General features: G+C 72.0%; 16 protein-coding genes. 2 read left to right on the forward strand and 14 right to left on the reverse strand.

All coding sequences use genetic code 11. The features are described 5' to 3' along the window. Nucleotides 1-133: 133 nt before the first annotated feature. The 8 genes from NOCJ54_RS0107910 to NOCJ54_RS24495 form a co-directional block, all read right to left on the reverse strand. Nucleotides 134-1,303, reverse strand: a complete 1,170-nt coding sequence (locus tag NOCJ54_RS0107910) for a CaiB/BaiF CoA transferase family protein (RefSeq protein ID WP_028655077.1) — start codon at nt 1,301-1,303, stop codon at nt 134-136. A 401-nt stretch (nt 1,304-1,704) separates the two neighbouring features. Next, on the reverse strand, nt 1,705-2,940 hold the full coding sequence (locus NOCJ54_RS0107915; protein WP_084254983.1) for a M15 family metallopeptidase: 1,236 nt from the start codon (nt 2,938-2,940) through the stop codon (nt 1,705-1,707). 101 nt (nt 2,941-3,041) lie between these two features. After that, on the reverse strand, nt 3,042-3,656 hold the full coding sequence (locus NOCJ54_RS0107920; protein ID WP_232221712.1) for a TetR/AcrR family transcriptional regulator: 615 nt from the start codon (nt 3,654-3,656) through the stop codon (nt 3,042-3,044). 8 nt (nt 3,657-3,664) lie between these two features. After that, nucleotides 3,665-3,859: a ferredoxin gene (locus tag NOCJ54_RS0107925; protein WP_028655080.1), complete on the reverse strand. Its 195-nt coding sequence runs from the start codon at nt 3,857-3,859 to the stop codon at nt 3,665-3,667. Between the two features lie 3 nt (nt 3,860-3,862). After that, nucleotides 3,863-5,365, reverse strand: a complete 1,503-nt coding sequence (locus NOCJ54_RS30505) for a fatty acid desaturase (RefSeq protein ID WP_028655081.1) — start codon at nt 5,363-5,365, stop codon at nt 3,863-3,865. Between the two features lie 104 nt (nt 5,366-5,469). Beyond that, nucleotides 5,470-6,822 (reverse strand): cytochrome P450, encoded by a 1,353-nt coding sequence (locus NOCJ54_RS24490; RefSeq protein ID WP_051485599.1) that lies wholly within the window; start codon nt 6,820-6,822, stop codon nt 5,470-5,472. A gap of 162 nt (nt 6,823-6,984) precedes the next feature. After that, complete coding sequence (locus tag NOCJ54_RS0107940; protein WP_036517235.1) at nt 6,985-8,520, reverse strand: flotillin family protein; 1,536 nt, start codon at nt 8,518-8,520, stop codon at nt 6,985-6,987. A gap of 22 nt (nt 8,521-8,542) precedes the next feature. Continuing rightward, on the reverse strand, nt 8,543-9,055 hold the full coding sequence (locus NOCJ54_RS24495; RefSeq protein WP_157514825.1) for a hypothetical protein: 513 nt from the start codon (nt 9,053-9,055) through the stop codon (nt 8,543-8,545). A 246-nt stretch (nt 9,056-9,301) separates the two neighbouring features. Between NOCJ54_RS24495 and NOCJ54_RS28125 the strand changes: the two genes are divergently transcribed. Continuing rightward, nucleotides 9,302-9,844, forward strand: a complete 543-nt coding sequence (locus NOCJ54_RS28125; protein WP_157514826.1) for a TetR/AcrR family transcriptional regulator — start codon at nt 9,302-9,304, stop codon at nt 9,842-9,844. A gap of 71 nt (nt 9,845-9,915) precedes the next feature. Further along, complete coding sequence (locus NOCJ54_RS24505; RefSeq protein ID WP_036517238.1) at nt 9,916-12,276, forward strand: MMPL family transporter; 2,361 nt, start codon at nt 9,916-9,918, stop codon at nt 12,274-12,276. A gap of 31 nt (nt 12,277-12,307) precedes the next feature. Here NOCJ54_RS24505 and NOCJ54_RS0107960 read toward each other — a convergent pair whose 3' ends face one another. The 6 genes from NOCJ54_RS0107960 to NOCJ54_RS0107985 are packed head-to-tail and all read right to left on the reverse strand — an operon-like array spanning nt 12,308 to nt 16,141. Continuing rightward, nucleotides 12,308-12,796, reverse strand: coding sequence for a glutathione peroxidase (locus tag NOCJ54_RS0107960; RefSeq protein WP_028655083.1), 489 nt, complete (start codon nt 12,794-12,796; stop codon nt 12,308-12,310). A 12-nt stretch (nt 12,797-12,808) separates the two neighbouring features. Then, nucleotides 12,809-13,219 (reverse strand): hypothetical protein, encoded by a 411-nt coding sequence (locus tag NOCJ54_RS0107965; protein WP_036517240.1) that lies wholly within the window; start codon nt 13,217-13,219, stop codon nt 12,809-12,811. Nucleotides 13,220-13,259: 40 nt separating this feature from the next. Continuing rightward, the gene (locus tag NOCJ54_RS29390; protein ID WP_157514827.1) at nt 13,260-13,730 is read right to left on the reverse strand and encodes a hypothetical protein; all 471 of its coding nucleotides are present in this window, start codon (nt 13,728-13,730) and stop codon (nt 13,260-13,262) included. After that, nucleotides 13,727-14,353 (reverse strand): nitroreductase family protein, encoded by a 627-nt coding sequence (locus NOCJ54_RS24510; protein WP_051485602.1) that lies wholly within the window; start codon nt 14,351-14,353, stop codon nt 13,727-13,729. The genes NOCJ54_RS29390 and NOCJ54_RS24510 overlap by 4 nt, the downstream gene beginning before the upstream one ends. 22 nt (nt 14,354-14,375) lie before the next feature. Then, the gene (locus tag NOCJ54_RS0107980) at nt 14,376-15,026 is read right to left on the reverse strand and encodes a LuxR C-terminal-related transcriptional regulator (RefSeq protein WP_198020146.1); all 651 of its coding nucleotides are present in this window, start codon (nt 15,024-15,026) and stop codon (nt 14,376-14,378) included. Then, nucleotides 15,008-16,141 (reverse strand): sensor histidine kinase, encoded by a 1,134-nt coding sequence (locus tag NOCJ54_RS0107985; protein WP_198020147.1) that lies wholly within the window; start codon nt 16,139-16,141, stop codon nt 15,008-15,010. Before NOCJ54_RS0107985 ends, NOCJ54_RS0107980 begins: the two co-directional genes overlap by 19 nt. Between the last annotated feature and the right edge of the window lie 18 nt (nt 16,142-16,159).

The raw sequence follows: 16,159 nt of genomic DNA on the forward strand, positions 1-16,159 counted from the left end.
GGCGGTGAAGCGGTGCCTCTGTCGAGGGGCGCTGCGCGTGAGCGGTGCGCCGGGACCCGGGGCAAGACTGGCCGGGTCGGTGCGACCAGCCTAGGGCCCCGGGGTCCGCGGCGGTGAATCGGCGGCGGTGGCGTCAGCCCTCGTCGGTGACCTGGACGGCGGCGCCGCGCTCGATCAGGCCGTCGACGTCCTCGACGCCCCACGCCGCGAGCGCGTCGCGGGTGTGCGCACCGGCGACCGGGGCCGGCGGCAGCGAGAGCGAGGCCTTCGTCCGCGAGAACCGCGGGGCCGGCTGCGGCTGCAGCACGCCCTCGTGCTCGACGAAGACCTCACGCGCCTTGATGTGCGGGTGGTCCCTGGCCTCGCTGATCCGCAGGATCGGCGCGACGCACGCGTCGGTGCCGTCGAAGACCGCGCACCACTCGTCGCGGGTCTTCTGCTTGAACGTCGAGGCGATGAGCTCGCGCAGCTCGTCGGTCTTCTCGAGGTCCCAGCGGTCGGGGGCGACGTCGGCGATGCCGAGCAGCTTGAGGAACTCGTCGTAGAACTGCGGCTCGAGCGCGCCGACGGACATGTGCTCGCCGTCCGCGGTCTCGTAGATGTCGTAGTAGGGGGCACCACCGTCGAGCAGGTTGGACGCCCGCTCCTCCTTGAAGCCGCCGCCGGCGAGGAAGGCGGCCGTCATCGCGTTGAGGTTGGCGGTGCCGTCGACGATGGCCGCGTCGACGACCTGGCCCTTGCCGGAGGCCTTCGCCTCGAGGACCGCGGCGAGGATGCCGATGACGAGGTAGGTCGACCCGCCCCCGAAGTCACCGACCAGGTTGCCCGGGAACTGCGGCTTCTCCTTGACCTGGCCCAGGCCGTGCAGCGTGCCGGTGATCGCGATGTAGTTCATGTCGTGGCCGGCGGCGTGCGCCCACGGGCCGTCCTGGCCCCAGCCGGTCATCCGCCCGTAGACCAGGCGCGGGTTGCGCTCGTGGCAGGCCTCCGGACCGAAGCCGAGCCGCTCGGCCACCCCCGGGCGCATGCCCTCGACCAGCACGTCGGCCTGCTCGACCAGGTCGAGCACGGTCCTGACCGCCTCGGGGTCCTTGAGGTTGAGCGCCACGCTGGGCCGGCCGCGGTTGAGGAGGTCGTGCGACCCTCCGGTCAGCATCTGCCCACCGGGCCGCTCCACGCGGATCACGTCGGCGCCGAGGTCCGCGAGGATCATGCAGGCGTGCGGGCTGGGCCCGATGCCCGCGATCTCGACGACCTTCAGGCCCTTGAGCGGACCGGTTCCCTGACCAAGCTCGAACGTCATGGGCAGATCATGACACGGATCGTGACAGTGTTGGTGTCACGGTCGGCTGTTGTCCACTCCTCGGCACGAGCCACCGCCGCTGGTTGAGGTACGAGGCGCGCTAGCGCCGAGCCTCGAAACCAGCGGCCCCGATGCACCGGACCGTGCCCGCCCCAGCCCGCCACGCAGGCCCGGAGGTTTCGAGGCTCGGCCGCGGGCGGCCTCGCACCTCAACCACCGGGAGTTGCGCTCGGACCACCTACGTCAGTCTCGCCGCCAGGCGGACTGTGCCACCCACCGGAGCCAACTGCGCGCGCGGCAGCGTGGCGCCCGCGCCGGAGGCGCGTCGAGGGCCAGTGCGGGCCGAGCTTGCGAGTGCCTGCGCGCCGCCCTCGACAGGCGACACGCTCGCGCTGGCGCAATCAGCCAGGGCTGACGATTCTCTCCAGCTCGAAGTGCATGGGGTCGGTCCAGGCCCAGTCGCCGCCCCAGGCAAAACCCCAGTACTTGAAGATCGCGACGACCTCGCGGTTCATCTGGCCGACGGTGCCGCGCTGGTTGCCGGGGACGTTGAAGTCGAGGGCCAGGCCGAAGGAGTGGTTGGAGAGCTTGGTGGAGCCGGCGATGAAGCGGGGGTAGTAGCAGCCGGCGTACTCGTCGGCGTGGATCTCCTTGGCGAGGCCGCGCTTGACGACCTCGATCAGGGCGGCGCGCAGCTGGGGCATCATGTGCTTGTTGCAGGTGACGCGGCCCAGGATCGGGACCTGCTCGGTGACGATGTAGCTGCGCACCCAGGCCGGGTCGGGGGCGATCCGGCCACCGCCGATCGGGGTGTAGCGGTAGGTGCCGACGGCGTCGCGGAACGCGCCGACGGGCACGACGTTCTGGAAGGTGCCGAGGTCGAGGCCCTCGCTGGCGACGATGTCGAGCGCGGTGATGGAGAACCGCTCCTTTCCGAAGGCCTTCTCGATCCGCTCGCGGACGGCCTGCGGGGAGGCGATGCCGGTGTTGATCAGGACGGCGTTGTTCTCCGGCAGGCCGAGCTCCTCGCCCCACCGGGAGTTGATCATGACGTCGACGCTCTCGACCTCGGCCGGGGACCAGGCGCCGACGTGGAGGCGCTGCTTGCCGATCTGGAGGTAGCCCTCCCCGTCGATGGGCAGCTCCTTCTGGAGGTGGTCCATGACGGCCACCTCGCCGCCGGCGATGCGGTCCCACTGCTCCTGGAACTCGGCGCTGCGACTGCCGGTGAAGCCGCGGTAGGCGGCGCCGTCGACCGCGGCGACGTTGTAGACCTTGCCGTCGACGGTGAAGCTTCCGTACGACAGCAGGGTGTGCGCGGCGACGCCCTTGTTCTTCTTGACCTTGACCCCGAGGAGCTTGTCGACGTCCTCGTCGGGGATGGTCTCGTCGCTCACGAGCAGCAGGTCGTCGCCGTACTGGGTGCCGGTGAACTCGCCGGGCGCCGCGACGGCGTGCGCGGGGTCGAGGGCGTCCTCGGGGACCGGCTCGGTCGAGGCCGCGGCCTTGCTCGGCTCACCGCCGTCGGCCTGGCCCTGGTCGGCGTCGGCGCACCCGGCGAGCAGGGCGGCGACGAGCACGGCCGACACCGCGGCCGCCCGTGCAGCACCCGTCCTCGCGCGTCGCGCCAGCCCCATGGCCCCTTCCCCGCCACCGGTCCTCCCGGCAGTCCTCCCGGAACGAGGGTAACGCCTGCCCACCACCGCAGGTGCCGGAACCGGCTCGCCCCGGACCAGCGTCAGCCGAGGACGCGCATCGCGATCCACGCGATGTCGTCGGCGGTGCGCGCCGGGTCGGCCGAGGGCTGCATGACGTGGCTGAGCACGACCCGGACGACCATGTCGATGCTCGCGTCGAGCCGCTGGGGCGGCAGCTGGACGTCGTAGGCCGCCACCCGCTCGCGGATGACGAGCTTGGCGCCCTCGAGGAGGTACTCCGAGTGCGTGGTCAGCAGCGGGAGGAGCTCGGTGTCGGCGCCGTGGGTCGCGGAGACGACGGCGTGCAGGAGCGCGTTGTCCTCGGCGTACTCCAGGACCCGCTGCGCGGAGTCCCGAATGGCCGCAATGAGGTCGTCGGGGTGGGCGTCGAAGGACTGGGCCACCCCGTCGAGGAAGCGGTCGAGCTCGCGCATGACCATCGCCTCGGCGAGGTCGTTCTTGGTGCCGATCTCGTTGTAGACGGTCTGGCGGCTGACCCCGGCGTGGTCGGCGAGGCGGGCCATGGTGACCCGCCCCCACCCGTCGGTGGTCATGACCTGCACGGCCGCCTCGAGGAGCCGGTCCCGCAGCGACGGGGGCGCGGCCGCGAAGGCCCCCGCCACCCCGTCACCGGGACGTCCGGCCACGACGGACACCAGCTCCCTCAGCCCTCGAGCGACAGGGCCAGCACGGGGCAGGCCTGCACGGCGGCGTAGACGTGGGCGCGGTCGGACTCCTCGGGCGAGTCGTCGAGGACGTTGACCTTGTCCTCGTCCTCGTCCACCTCGAAGTAGTCGTTGGCCATGGCCTCGCACATGCCGAGGCCCTCACACTTGTCCAGGTCGGCGATGATCTTCATGTCTCAGGCCTGCACCTTCTCGGGGTCGAACGGGATGAAGTCGATCTTCTCGCGAACCCCGCAGTCAGGACAGAACCAGTCGTCCGGGATCTCGCTCCACGCCGTGCCGGCGGGGAAGCCCTCGTGCTCGTCACCGGCCGCGACCTCGTAGGTGTAGGAGCAGCCGGGGCACTTGGCCGCGAGCACCTCGCCCTCGAACTTCTGCGCGAAGAGGTCCTCGGTCTTGACGTTGTGCTGCGACGGCGGCGGGAACTTGGCGAGGTACTTCGCCTCCTTGCCCGGCTTGATGTTGGCGAGGGTGACGTCGCCGTCGAGGTGGTCGACGACCCGCTTGTCCATGACCTTGCGCCACAGCGGCGGGATGAGCGCCAGGTCGATCATGCCGGCGTACCCGGTCGGCAGCGCCGGCGACTCCTTGAAGTCGCGCAGCGTCTGGTAGCGCCGGGTCGGGTTGGCGTGGTGGTCGCTGTGGCGCTGCAGGTGGTAGAGGAAGACGTTGGTGACGATGTTGTTCGAGTTCCACGAGTGCATCGGAAGGACCCGCTCGTAGCGCTGGCGCTCGCCGACCTTCTGCCGCTTCATGCCGTAGTGCTCGAGGTAGTTGACGATCTCGAGCAGGGAGAAGCCGACGACCATCTGCAGCAGGAGGAACGGGATGGTGCCCGGTCCCCACAGCGCGATCACGGTGCCGAAGAGGACGACCGACATCAGCCAGGCGTTGAGGACGTCGTTGCCCCAGTGGAAGGGGTGGGTCTTCTTGCGGGCGTAGCGCCTGGACTCCAGCGACCACGCGCTCTTCAGCGACCCGGAGACGGTGCGGAACCAGAAGGTGTAGAAGTTCTCACCCAGCCGGCTCGAGGCGGGGTCCTCCGGGGTGGCGACGCGCACGTGGTGGCCGCGGTTGTGCTCGATGTAGAAGTGGCCGTAGAAGGACGGCGCCAGCGCGATCTTGGACAGCCAGCGCTCGACGGACTCCTTCTTGTGGCCGAGCTCGTGGGCGGTGTTGATGCCGATGCCGCTGATCATGCCCAGCGACAGGGTGATGCCGATCTTGTCGACCACGGAGAGGTCGAAGTCGCGGACCAGGTCGGCGCTGACGTTGGTGGCCACCCAGTCGGTGAGGCCGAGCAGGTCGGCGACGCCGGCGACCGGGTTGCCGCCCGCGACCATGTACATCACGCCGAAGAAGGCGAGGTACTGCAGCGGGAGGTACATGAAGACCACCCAGCGGTAGTACTTGTCGTTCTCCAGCTCCTCGATGACGTCGTCCGGCGGGTTCGTCGGGTCGAGGCCGGCCAGCAGGTCGAGCACGGGGATAACGCCGAAGACGAGGATCGGGCCGATCCAGAGCACCCAGGCCCAGCCGAGCTCGGCGTAGGTGAGGAACGCGATCACGGCGAACCCGGGGATGAGCAGCCCGAGCAGCCAGAGGTAGCGCTTCTTGTCCTTCCACTTCTCGGTGGAGCCCTCGGGGACGGTCTGTCCGATGTCGGTCGGTCCGGTCATGTGTCTGCCTTCCATCCGGGCGACGGCCGTTGTCGCTTGACAAGAAGGTACGAGTTGTAAAGACGTTTGACAAGAGGGCGGCAGTTGTAAAGTTGGGTCACGGGTCAGCGGACCGCGGCGCCCACCCGGACCGGGAGGTGCTCGAACCCGCGGAGCACCCGGGTGCGTCGCGGCTGCGGGGTCCCGCTGAGCCGCAGGTCCGGGAAGCGCTCGTACAGCGCACGCAGGGCGACGGCGGCCTCCAGGCGGGCGAGGCTGGCGCCGAGGCAGTAGTGCACGCCGGCGGAGAAGGCGACGTGCTGGTCGGCGTTCGCCCGGGTGACGTCGAAGGTCGCGGGGTCGTCGAACACGGCGGGGTCGCGGTTGGCGCCGCCGAGGTAGAGCAGGATGCCGTGGCCCGGCTGGTACGGGCGGCCGGCGACCTCGGTCTCGCGGAGCGCGACCCGCATCGTCAGCTGCACCGGCGACTGGTGCCGGAGCACCTCGTCGACGGCATTGGGCCAGCCCTCGGGGTGGTCCAGCAGCCAGCGCAGCTGGTCGGGGTGCCGGTCGAGGAGCACGACGGCGTTGCCGATCAGGTTGACGGTGGTCTCGAAGCCGGCCGCGAGCACCAGCAGGCCGACCTGGTGCAGCTCGGTGCGGTCGAGGCGGTCCGGCCCGTCGAGCCGCGCGAGCTGGCTGATCAGGTCGTCGCCGGGGTCGGCCGTGATCCGCTCGACGTGGCCGGCGAACCAGGTGTGCAGCTCGCGCAGCGCCGTCTCCGCGCGGCGGTACTGCCCCCACGACAGGCCGGGGTCGAGGGTGACCGCGGCCTCGTTGCCCAGTTGCAGCAGGCGGCCGCGGTCGTCGGCAGGGACGCCGAGCAGGTCCGCGATGACGGTCACGGGCAGCTGCGCGGCGTAGTCCTCCACGAGGTCCAGCTCGTCGTCGGCACGGTCGGCGATCGCGTCCAGCAGCTCCGTCGCGACGTCGGCGACCCGGTCGCCGAGCCGGCCCACCTTGCGCGCGGTGAACGCCCGCGCGACCTGCTTGCGGTAGCGGGTGTGCAGCGGCGGGTCGACGGCCAGCATCGACGGCGGGTCGACCGGGCCGAGCGCCTCCGGGTCGATCACCTTGTGGTGCAGCCACTGCAGCGGGCGCGGGAGCTCGCCCTGGCCGCCGGCGGTGCCGAAGGCGTCGCTGCGCAGCACCTCGTTGCACACGGCGTGGTCGACGCTGGCCGAGATCACCTCGTTGGCGCTGACCGGCCCGCGTGCGCGGAGCTCCTCGTAGGCAGGGAAGGGGTCCTCGCGCAGCGCCGGGTCGACGACCATCCGGCTGATCAGGTCGCCGCGGCGGGCACCGCGGTGGATCAGCGCGCACTGGAGGCCGTGCGCCAGCCCCCACGCGACGAAGGACCGGGGCGTGTCCAGCGCCCGTCGTGCCGTGCTGCGCCCGGGCGCCTGGCTCGTCGTCATCGTCCCCACCGACCTCTCCTCACCTTCGACCAGTCCCCCACGCGGGGCTCCTCCGACGGTACGACGACGGGCTGGCCACGCCGTGGCGCGACCAGCCCGTCGTCGTACCTGCTGGATCTGCTGGACCTGCTGGGCCCGCTGGGGCCGCTGGGGCCGTCCGGCTCAGGAGCCGGCCGACGTCCCGTCCGCTGCACCGCTGCCCGCGCCGACGGCGTCGAGGCCGCCCGCGGCCTTGTCCACCGACCGGTGGATGAGCCCCTCGAGGTCGATGCCGGTCGACGTCTTGAGCATCTGCAGGGTCTGCGTGACGTTGTCGGTGACCTGCTTCGGCAGCGCGCCCGCGCCGTCGGTCGACAGCACGGTGAGCGTGTCGATCGCGCTGATCGGCGAGGCGACCTCGCGGGCGATCTGGGGCAGCACCTCGATGAGCATCTGCAGCACCGCGGCGTCGTTGTAGTGCGCGAACGCCTCGGCGCGCTTGTCCATCGCCTCCGCCTCGGCCTGGCCGATGGCGAGGGTCGCGGCGGCCTGCGCCTCACCCTCGGCGCGGGTGGCGTCGGCCTCGGCCAGACGGCGGCCCTTCTCCGCCTCACCACGCTTGAGGCCCTCGATGGCCTCGGCCTCGGCGAGCGCGGCACGACGGGCCTTCTCGGCCTCACCGCTGAGCTTGGTCTCCTCCGCCTTCGCCTGCGCGGCGGCGATGGTGGCGGCCTTGCGGGCGTCGGCCGCCGCGATCTCCGCAGTGCGACGGGCCTCGGCCTCCTGCTCGACGCGGTAGCGCTCGGCGTCCGCAGGCTTGCGGACCTGGGTTTCGAGCTGACGCTCGGTCAGTGCGGCCTGCTGGACGGCGACCTTCTCCTGCTCGGCGAGGATGGCCTGGTCCCGCTCGGCCTGGGCCAGCGGGCCGGACGCGGAGGCCTGCGCGGCCGCGGCGTCGGTCTCGGCCTTGATCTCGGCCTGCTTGAGCGCCAGTGTCCGCTGGGCGATGGCGATCTCCTGCTCGGCGGCGATCTGCGCCTGCTCGGCGGCCCGGCGGGCGTTGGCCTCGGCGATCCGCGCCTCCTGGCTGGCACGTGCGGCCTCGGGGCGGCCGAGGTCGGCGAGGTAGCTGCCGTCGTCGGTGACGTCCTGGATCTGGAAGGCGTCGAGGATCAGGCCCTGGCCGGTCAGCGAGCTCTCGGACTCGTCAGCCACGCGCTGCGCGAACGCGGCGCGGTCGCGGATGATCTGCTCGACGGTCAGGCCACCGACGATCGAGCGGAGCGCACCGGCGAGCACCTCCTGGGTGAACGGCTCGATGTCGGCCTGCTGCGACAGGAAGCGCTGCGCGGCGAGCCGGATCTGGTCGGCGTTGCCGCCGACCTTCACGATCGCGACGCCGTCGAGGTTGAGCTTGATGCCCTGGCCGGAGACCGCGCCGCGGATCTGCACCGAGATCCGGCGGCTGGAGAGGTCCATCGTGGCGAGCTTCTGCACGAACGGGATGACGAAGACGCCCCCGCCGAGGACGACCTTCTGCCCGGACAGGTCGGTGGTGAGCTCACCGGTCTCCGGGTTGATGACCGCCTTGCCCTTGCGGCCGGTGACGATGAAGGCCTGGTTGGGACCGGCGACCTTGTAGCGGCTGGTGACCAGCAGCACCAGCAGGACGAGTACTCCGACGATGCCGATGATCGGCACCCAGACAGCGGTGTTCATGGTCTCTCTTTCGCTTCGGCCGTTACTCGGCGAGGGTGGGGGGTTGCCAGGTCGCAGCGACGCTGACGGCGGTCGGGGAGAGCACACCGGTGACGTTGACCTGCGCCCCGGCCTCGATCGGGGCGGCAGCGCTGGCGTTGAGCTGCAGGGCGTGGCCGCCGACGACGACCCGCACCACGCCGTACCCGCCGACGGGGATTGCGGTGATCACCTGGCCGACCTGGCCGACGCTGTCGCTGATCGACACGGTGCCGTCGCTCGGCCCGTCCTTGACCAGGCGGGTGATCCACCACGCGAACCAGCCCACGACGAGCCCGGCACCGGCACCGACGGCGAGCGACACCGGCAGCGGGGCGCCGGCGCCATCGGCGGCCGCGCCGCCGAAGCCGAACGCGCCGATGAACCCGCCGAGCACCGCGGTCGAGAGCCAGCCGGCCTCGAGCGCCTCCAGCGCCCCGTCGAGGAGGTCGCCGGCGACGAGCGAGAGCAGCAGCAGGGCCGTCCCGACGACACCCAGGACGAGGAAGACGGTCACGAACACTCCGATGGGGTGAGGGGGCCGGGACCCACACCCTAGTGGGGGTTCCCCGGACGCAGGGACCTGTTTCCCCGCCCGGCAGCGACGGAAACCCGACCTCCGCCGCGCCCCGCGGCCTCGGGCCGCCGCCGACCGGGGCAGTGACCGCCGTCACATTTCTTGCACTCTGATGGGATCGGGTGCAAAGATGCACTCGTGATCGAGGCGTGCACGAACAGGCGCGAGGCCAAGCGCCTCCAGACGATGCTGCGTCTGCAGCACTGCGCGATCCGGCTCACCCTCGACCAGGGCTTCGACGGCTGGACCATCGAGGACCTCGCCGCGGCCGCTGACGTCTCGCGCCGCACCGTGTTCAACTACTTCGAGGGCAAGGCCGAGGTCGTGCTCGGCCCCGAGCCCGAGATCAGCGACGAACTGCTGGAGGCCTTCGTCGGCGGCGGACCGAGCGGGCGGCTCTTCGACGACCTGGTCGTCGTCGCCCACGAGGCGACCCGGGAGCACGAGCTCACCGAGCTGGACCTCACCGAGGTCCGCGACGCCATCATCAACGACCCGCACCTGCTGCGGTTCGTGCACGAGCGGTTCGAGCTCGCCGCGGAGCGGCTCGGCGACCTCGTCCGGCAGCGCGAGGGCGCGGACTTCCCGGCCGACCGCTGCCGCACCATCCTCCGCCTGCTGATGGCGTGCTTCGACGACGCCCTCGAACGCACCACCGCCGACCCGGACCGCACCTTCCACGAGCACTTCGACGCCTCCGTGGCGGACATCCGCTCGGCCCTCACCTGACCCCTTCCGCCCACCCCGGCACCGGCGACCCCGGCGCCCACCGACAGCAACCGACACCAGGAGACCCACCCATGGCCCGCCTGCTCTACAAGCTCGGCTCCACCGCCTACCGGCGCTGGCCGCTCTTCATCGCCGGATGGCTGGTGCTCGCCGTCGCGATCGGCGCCACCGCGGCCGTCGCGTCCAAACCCTTCTCCGACGAGTTCACCATCCCCGGGATCCCGTCCGAGAAGGCCGCCGACATCCAGCAGGAGCTCTTCCCCGACGCCGGCAGCGCGTTCGACGACGCGACCGTCAACGTCGTCGTCGCCGCGCCCGAGGGCCACACCCTCGACGAGCCGGAGTACGCCGACGCCATCGCCGACCTGGTCGCGGCGATCCCCGAGCTGCCGCAGATGGACGCCGACACGCCGCAGCCCGGCCTCGTCGACCCGACCGTCGCGGACGCGGGCCTCGAGAAGCAGTACGTCGACGCGGCCGAGGCCGCCGGTGGCGACATCGACGCGGCAAGGGCCGACGCGGCCGCGCTCTCCCCGCTCTCGCGCGACGGCCGGATCGGCACGCTCTCCTTCGAGTGGGACGTCGACACGGTGGCGGACCTGGAGCCGGCCTCGGTCGAGGCGCTCCAGGAGCTGATGCACGACACCACCGAGGAGACCGGCCTCGTCGTCGAGGCGAACGGCCAGGGCATGACCGTCATGGAGGCCCCCGGCGGCACTGCCGAGCTGATCGGCCTCGGCGTCGCCCTGGTCGTCCTGCTGCTCACCTTCGGCTCGTTCATGGCCGCCGGCATGCCGCTGGTCAACGCGATCTTCGGCGTCGGCCTGAGCATGGGCGGTGTCACGGCGATGACCGCGGTGATGGACCTCAACTCCTCCACCACGGCGCTGTCGACGATGATCGGACTGGCCGTCGGCATCGACTACACGCTGTTCATCCTCGCCCGCTACCGCACCGAGCTGCACCACACCGACGACCGCCGCCACGCCGCCGGCATCGCGGTGGGTACGGCGGGCTCCGCGGTCGTCTTCGCCGGCCTGACCGTGCTGATCGCGCTCAGCGCGCTGGCCGTTGTGGGCATCCCGTTCCTCACCGCGATGGGCCTCGCGGCCGCGGCCACCGTGCTGATCGCCGTCCTGGTCGCGCTGACTCTGCTGCCGGCACTGCTGGGCATGACGAAGTCGAAGGCGTTCGGTGGCCGGGTCCGCACCTACGCCCCGAAGCGCGACGACCACGGCCGCGTGCACAACAACGGCGTGCGCTGGGCGCAGCTGGTCGCGAAGCGCCCGGTCGCCTGGGCCCTGGGCGTCGTGGTCCTGCTGGGCGCGATCGCCACCCCGATCACCCAGATGTACCTCGCCTTCCCGAGCGACAGCACCGCCTCCAGCGACACCACCCAGCGCAAGGCTGCGGACCTCGCCGAGGAGGCCTTCGGCCCCGGCCGCCAGGGTCCGTTCGTGGTGGTCGTCGACGGCCGCGAGGTCGCGGACGACGACCAGCGCGCCAAGGCGTTCGAGCAGGTCGTCGACTGGGCAGCCGGCCAGGACGACGTGCAGAACGCACAGCTGGTGCTCACCAACGCGCCGGTCGACGACAAGGGTGCCCCGACCGGTCCCGCCACCGGCGCGATCATCCAGCTGACGCCGTCCTCCGGCCCGGACGACCCGGCGACGCTCGACCTGCTCGACGCCCTGCGCGCGGGCCAGGACGGCATCGAGCGGCGGACCGGGACGACGGTCGGCGTCACCGGCCTGACCGCCATCACCACCGACGTCTCCGACCAGCTCAACGGCGCGCTGCCCGTCTACCTGGCCGTCGTCATCGGCCTGGCGTTCATCCTGCTGGTGCTGGTGTTCCGCTCGATCCTGATCCCGCTGACCGCGACGCTCGGCTTCCTGCTCTCCGTGCTGGCGACCCTGGGCGCGACGGTCGCGATCTTCCAGGAGGGCTGGTTCGGGATCTTCGAGGGCCAGCCGATCGTGTCGTTCATCCCGATCTTCGTGATCGGCGTGGTGTTCGGCCTCGCGATGGACTACCAGGTCTTCCTGGTCACCCGGATGCGCGAGGCCCACGTGCACGGGCTGTCGACCCACGAGGCCGTCGTCGACGGGTTCCGGAACTCCGCCCGCGTGGTCACCGCCGCCGCGGCGATCATGATCGCGGTGTTCTCCGGCTTCATCCTCGAGGACGACGCGATCATCAAGTCGATGGGCTTCGCGCTGGCGCTGGCGATCGTGTTCGACGCCTTCATCGTCCGGATGGTCCTGATCCCCGCGCTGCTCTACGTGATGGGCGACAAGGCCTGGTGGCTGCCGGCGTGGCTGGACCGGGTCCTGCCGAACGTCGACGTCGAGGGCGAGTCCCTCGAGCGGGACTCCGCACCGGTCGCCGTGGCCGGTCGCGACGACGACCGCGAGCTGGCCGGCGTCTGACCGGCGGGACCGACGGGACCGGCGAGAACGGTCAGGCCGGCTGGTCGAGTGCCTGCTCGATGTCGCCGGCGATCTTCGACGGCTCGGTGTTCGGGGCGTAGCGCCCGAGCACCGAGCCGTCGCGTCCGAGGAGGAACTTCGTGAAGTTCCACTTGATCGCGCCGCCGAGCAGTCCGCTGCGCTGCTCCTTGAGCCACTGGAACAGCGGGTGCGCCTCCCGGCCGTTGACGTCGACCTTGGCGAACATCGGGAAGCTGACGCCGTAGTTGCGCTGGCAGAACTCGGCGATCTCCTCCTCCGTCCCGGGCTCCTGGTGGAGGAACTGGTCGCACGGGAAGCCGAGGACGGTGAAGCCGCGGTCGGCGTACTTCTCGTAGAGGCCCTGGAGGCCCTCGAGCTGGGGGGTGAAGCCGCACTTCGACGCGGTGTTGACGACGAGCACCACGGAGCCGTCGTACGACGACAGGTCGACCGCGTTGCCGTCGATCGAGATGGCGGAGAAGTCACTGAGGCTGGTCACGGCGCCAGTGTGTCACCGGGCACGAAGGGCCCTCGCCTGCAGGACGGCCAGGTCGGCCACGACGAGCGCCTGGACCACGACCCACGCGCGGCCGGGGCCGTCGAGGCCGAGCGCGCCGGTGAGGGCGACCTCGAGGGAGGCGACAACCCACACGGCGTTGGCGGCGACGATCGCCCAGCCGGGCCCGGTGGCGAGGCGGCTGCGGGTGTAGAGCGCGACGAGGAGCGCGTAGCCGACCAGGACGGCACCGATCGCGCGGACCGTGCCGGCGTCCCCGCCGAGCAGGTCGGTGATCGGCCCGGCGGCCACGAGGTAGGCCAGCGCGTTGGCGCCGGTGACGAGGGCGTCGGCGCCGAACCAGAGCCGGATCCGGCCGAGTGCGCTGCGGGTGCCGGTCGCGGTGGGGGTGCTGAGGATGGTCATCGGGTCCTCCTGGGGTCCGGGGGTTGCTGTCCCCCGAGGTTCACCCGTGGGAGGTGTCCCTGGCGATGACCTCGGAGGTCATGCCGGTGCGACGGATCCGCCACAGCAGCAGGGCGAGCAGCAGGACGATCACGTCGACCACGCCGATCACGACCCAGCCGAGGACGCTCGGCTGCTCGCCGTCGACGTGGTGGGCGCCCGGCTCCCCGGGCAGCACGCGCACGCCGACCTCGCCGGTCTCCTCCGCGCGCTGCCAGGTCTCCGGGTCCACCTGGGCGGGCCAGGTCCGCCCCGAGGGATCGACGTCCTCCGGCAGCCGGAAGCGCACGACGTGGTGGGGGTCGGACTCCTCGCGCAGCACGTCGGTGTCGGTGACCTCGGCGGTGACGTCGACGCCGTCGCGGTCGATGCGCCACTGCTGCCAGGTGTGGTGGAGGAGCGGCAGGTTCACCAGCACGGCGACGAGGAGCAGGGCGGCGTAGGCGCCGCGGCCGGGACGCACCGTGCTCACGCCCGCTCGGCGGGGGCGGTGGTGGGCCCCGACGGGCGCAGGCCCGGCCACGGCCGGCCCCACTGGTCGTCGTACGCGGTCTCGGCGAGGGGGCGGCGCTCCCGCACCCGGTGGTCGCGCTCGGCGTCGCGCTCCGGCACGTCGTCGGGGTTGCCCCGCACGCCGACCGCGATGCCGGCGACGATCCGGGTGCCGTCCGGCAGCCCGAGGCCGGCGGCGACGCCGTCGTGGTCGAAACCCCCGAACTGGTGGGCGCGCAGCCCCATCGCGTGCGCCTGCAGGGTGAGGTGGGCGGAGGCCTGGCCCACGTCGTGGACGGGGATGACCAGGTCCTTGAGCTCGTCACCGTCGGTGCCGAGGACGACCACGGAGAGGAAGACGACGGAGGCGCGCGGCACCCAGCCGGCGTTGCCGCGGCGCAGGTGGGGCACGAGGACCCGGTGCGCCGCGCTGCCGCGGGGGGCCACGACGTAGCGCCACGGCTGGCGGTTGCCCGAGCTGGGCGCCCACTGTGCCGCCTCCAGCAGCCGGGTGACCTCCTCGTCGGTGAGCTCGTGCCGGTCGTCGAACACGCTCGGGCTCCAGCGCGAGTGCATCGGCTCGGCGATCTCGACCGGGTTCATGGGGTCGAGTATCGCGAACCCCTCAGACCTGCAGGTAGGCGAGGACCGCCCGGACGCGCCGGTGGTCGTCGGTGTCGGCGGGCAGGTCGAGCTTCGCGAAGATGTTGTTGATGTGCTTGGCGACGGCCTTCTCGGTCACGACGAGGGCGCGGGCGATCCCGGCGTTGGCCCGGCCCTCGGCCATCAGCGCGAGCACCTCGCGCTCACGCTCGGTGAGCCGGGCCAGCGGCGAGTCGCGCCGTCGGTCGAGGACGGCGGCCACCACCGAGGGGTCGAGCACGGTGCCGCCGGCGGCGACCCGGTGGAGGGCGTCGACGAACTCGGCGACGTCGGAGACCCGGTCCTTGAGGAGGTAGCCGACCGAGCCGTCGCCGCTGGCGAGCAGCTCACGGGCGTAGAGCTGCTCGACGTACTGCGACAGCACGAGCACCGGGAAGCCCGGCCGCTGCTCGCGTGCAGCGATCGCCGCACGCAGGCCCTCGTCGGTGAACGTCGGCGGCATCCGCACGTCGACGACCGCTGCGTCGGCGGCCGGGTCGGCGAGCGCGCGCTCCAGCTCGGGCAGGTTGTCCACGGCAGCCACGACCTCGAAGCCCTTCGCGACCAGCAGCTGGGTGAGCCCGGCGCGGAGCAGGGCGTGGTCCTCGGCGAGGACTACGCGGAGGCCGGGCACGGCACCTCCCAGGTGACGACGGTGGGCCCACCCACGGGGCTGGACACCGCCATCGTGCCGTCGAACGCAGCCAGCCGCACGGCGATCCCGTGCAGCCCGCTGCCGGAGGTCGGGTCCGCGCCGCCGCGGCCGTCGTCGCCGACCTCGCCGTGCAGCACGCCGTCGCGGTGCTGCAGCGTGATCCACGCCTGCTCGGCCGCGGCGTGCTTGCCGGCGTTGGCGAGGCACTCGGCGACGGTGAAGTAGACGGCCGACTCGACCGGCGCCGGGAGGCGGGGCACGTCCACGGCGAGCTCGACGGGCACGGCCATGTCGAGCGCGAGGGCGGAGACCGCGCCGGCCAGGCCGCGGTCGGCCAGCACCGGTGGGTGGATCCCGCGGACCACGCTGCGCAGCTCGCCGAGCGCGGTCGACGACGACGAGCGCGCATCGGCCACCAGCCGGCGCGCGGCCTCCGGGTCGGACTCGAAGAGGTCCTCCGCGAGCCCGAGGCTCAGCGACATGGCAGCCAGCCGGGCCTGCGGCCCGTCGTGCAGGTCGCGCTCGATGCGGCGCAGCTCGGCGGCGGAGTGGTCGACCACGACCGCCCGCGACTCGGCCAGGGCCCGGACCCGCTTCTCCAGCCGCTCGGTGCGCCCGATCGTCAGCATCGACCGGTCGACCGCCGACCGGGCCCGCATCAGCGGCTGCACGCCGAACCACCAGACCGGCCAGGTCACCACGCACAGGAAGAGCAGCAGGGCGAGCAGGGACACCACGAACCCGAGGGACATCGCCCACACCATCCACAGCAGGTCCCGCCAGGTCGACGGGTCGCCCGCGCGGGTCTGCAGGCGGGCGAGCGCGCCCCCGTGCAGCGGGAGGTACGGCGAGGGCAGGGGTGTGCCGAGGGTGTGGCCGGCCATGTCCCGGTGCCAGTCGACGAGCACCCGAGAGGCGGGCAGCAGGAACGCGAGCAGCAGCACGCCGGCCCACACCACGACCAGCGCGGCGCTGACCACGACCAGCACGAACATCATCACGACGGGGGTGAACAGCAGCACGTGCAGGAAGGCGTACCAGGTGACGACCAGGCGGCCGGCGGCCACGTCGTCGTACGTCCTGGGGATGCTCACCTGCCCATCTTCGCGTGA

This window comes from Nocardioides sp. J54 (genome assembly GCF_000519005.1).
Classification (GTDB): domain Bacteria; phylum Actinomycetota; class Actinomycetes; order Propionibacteriales; family Nocardioidaceae; genus Nocardioides.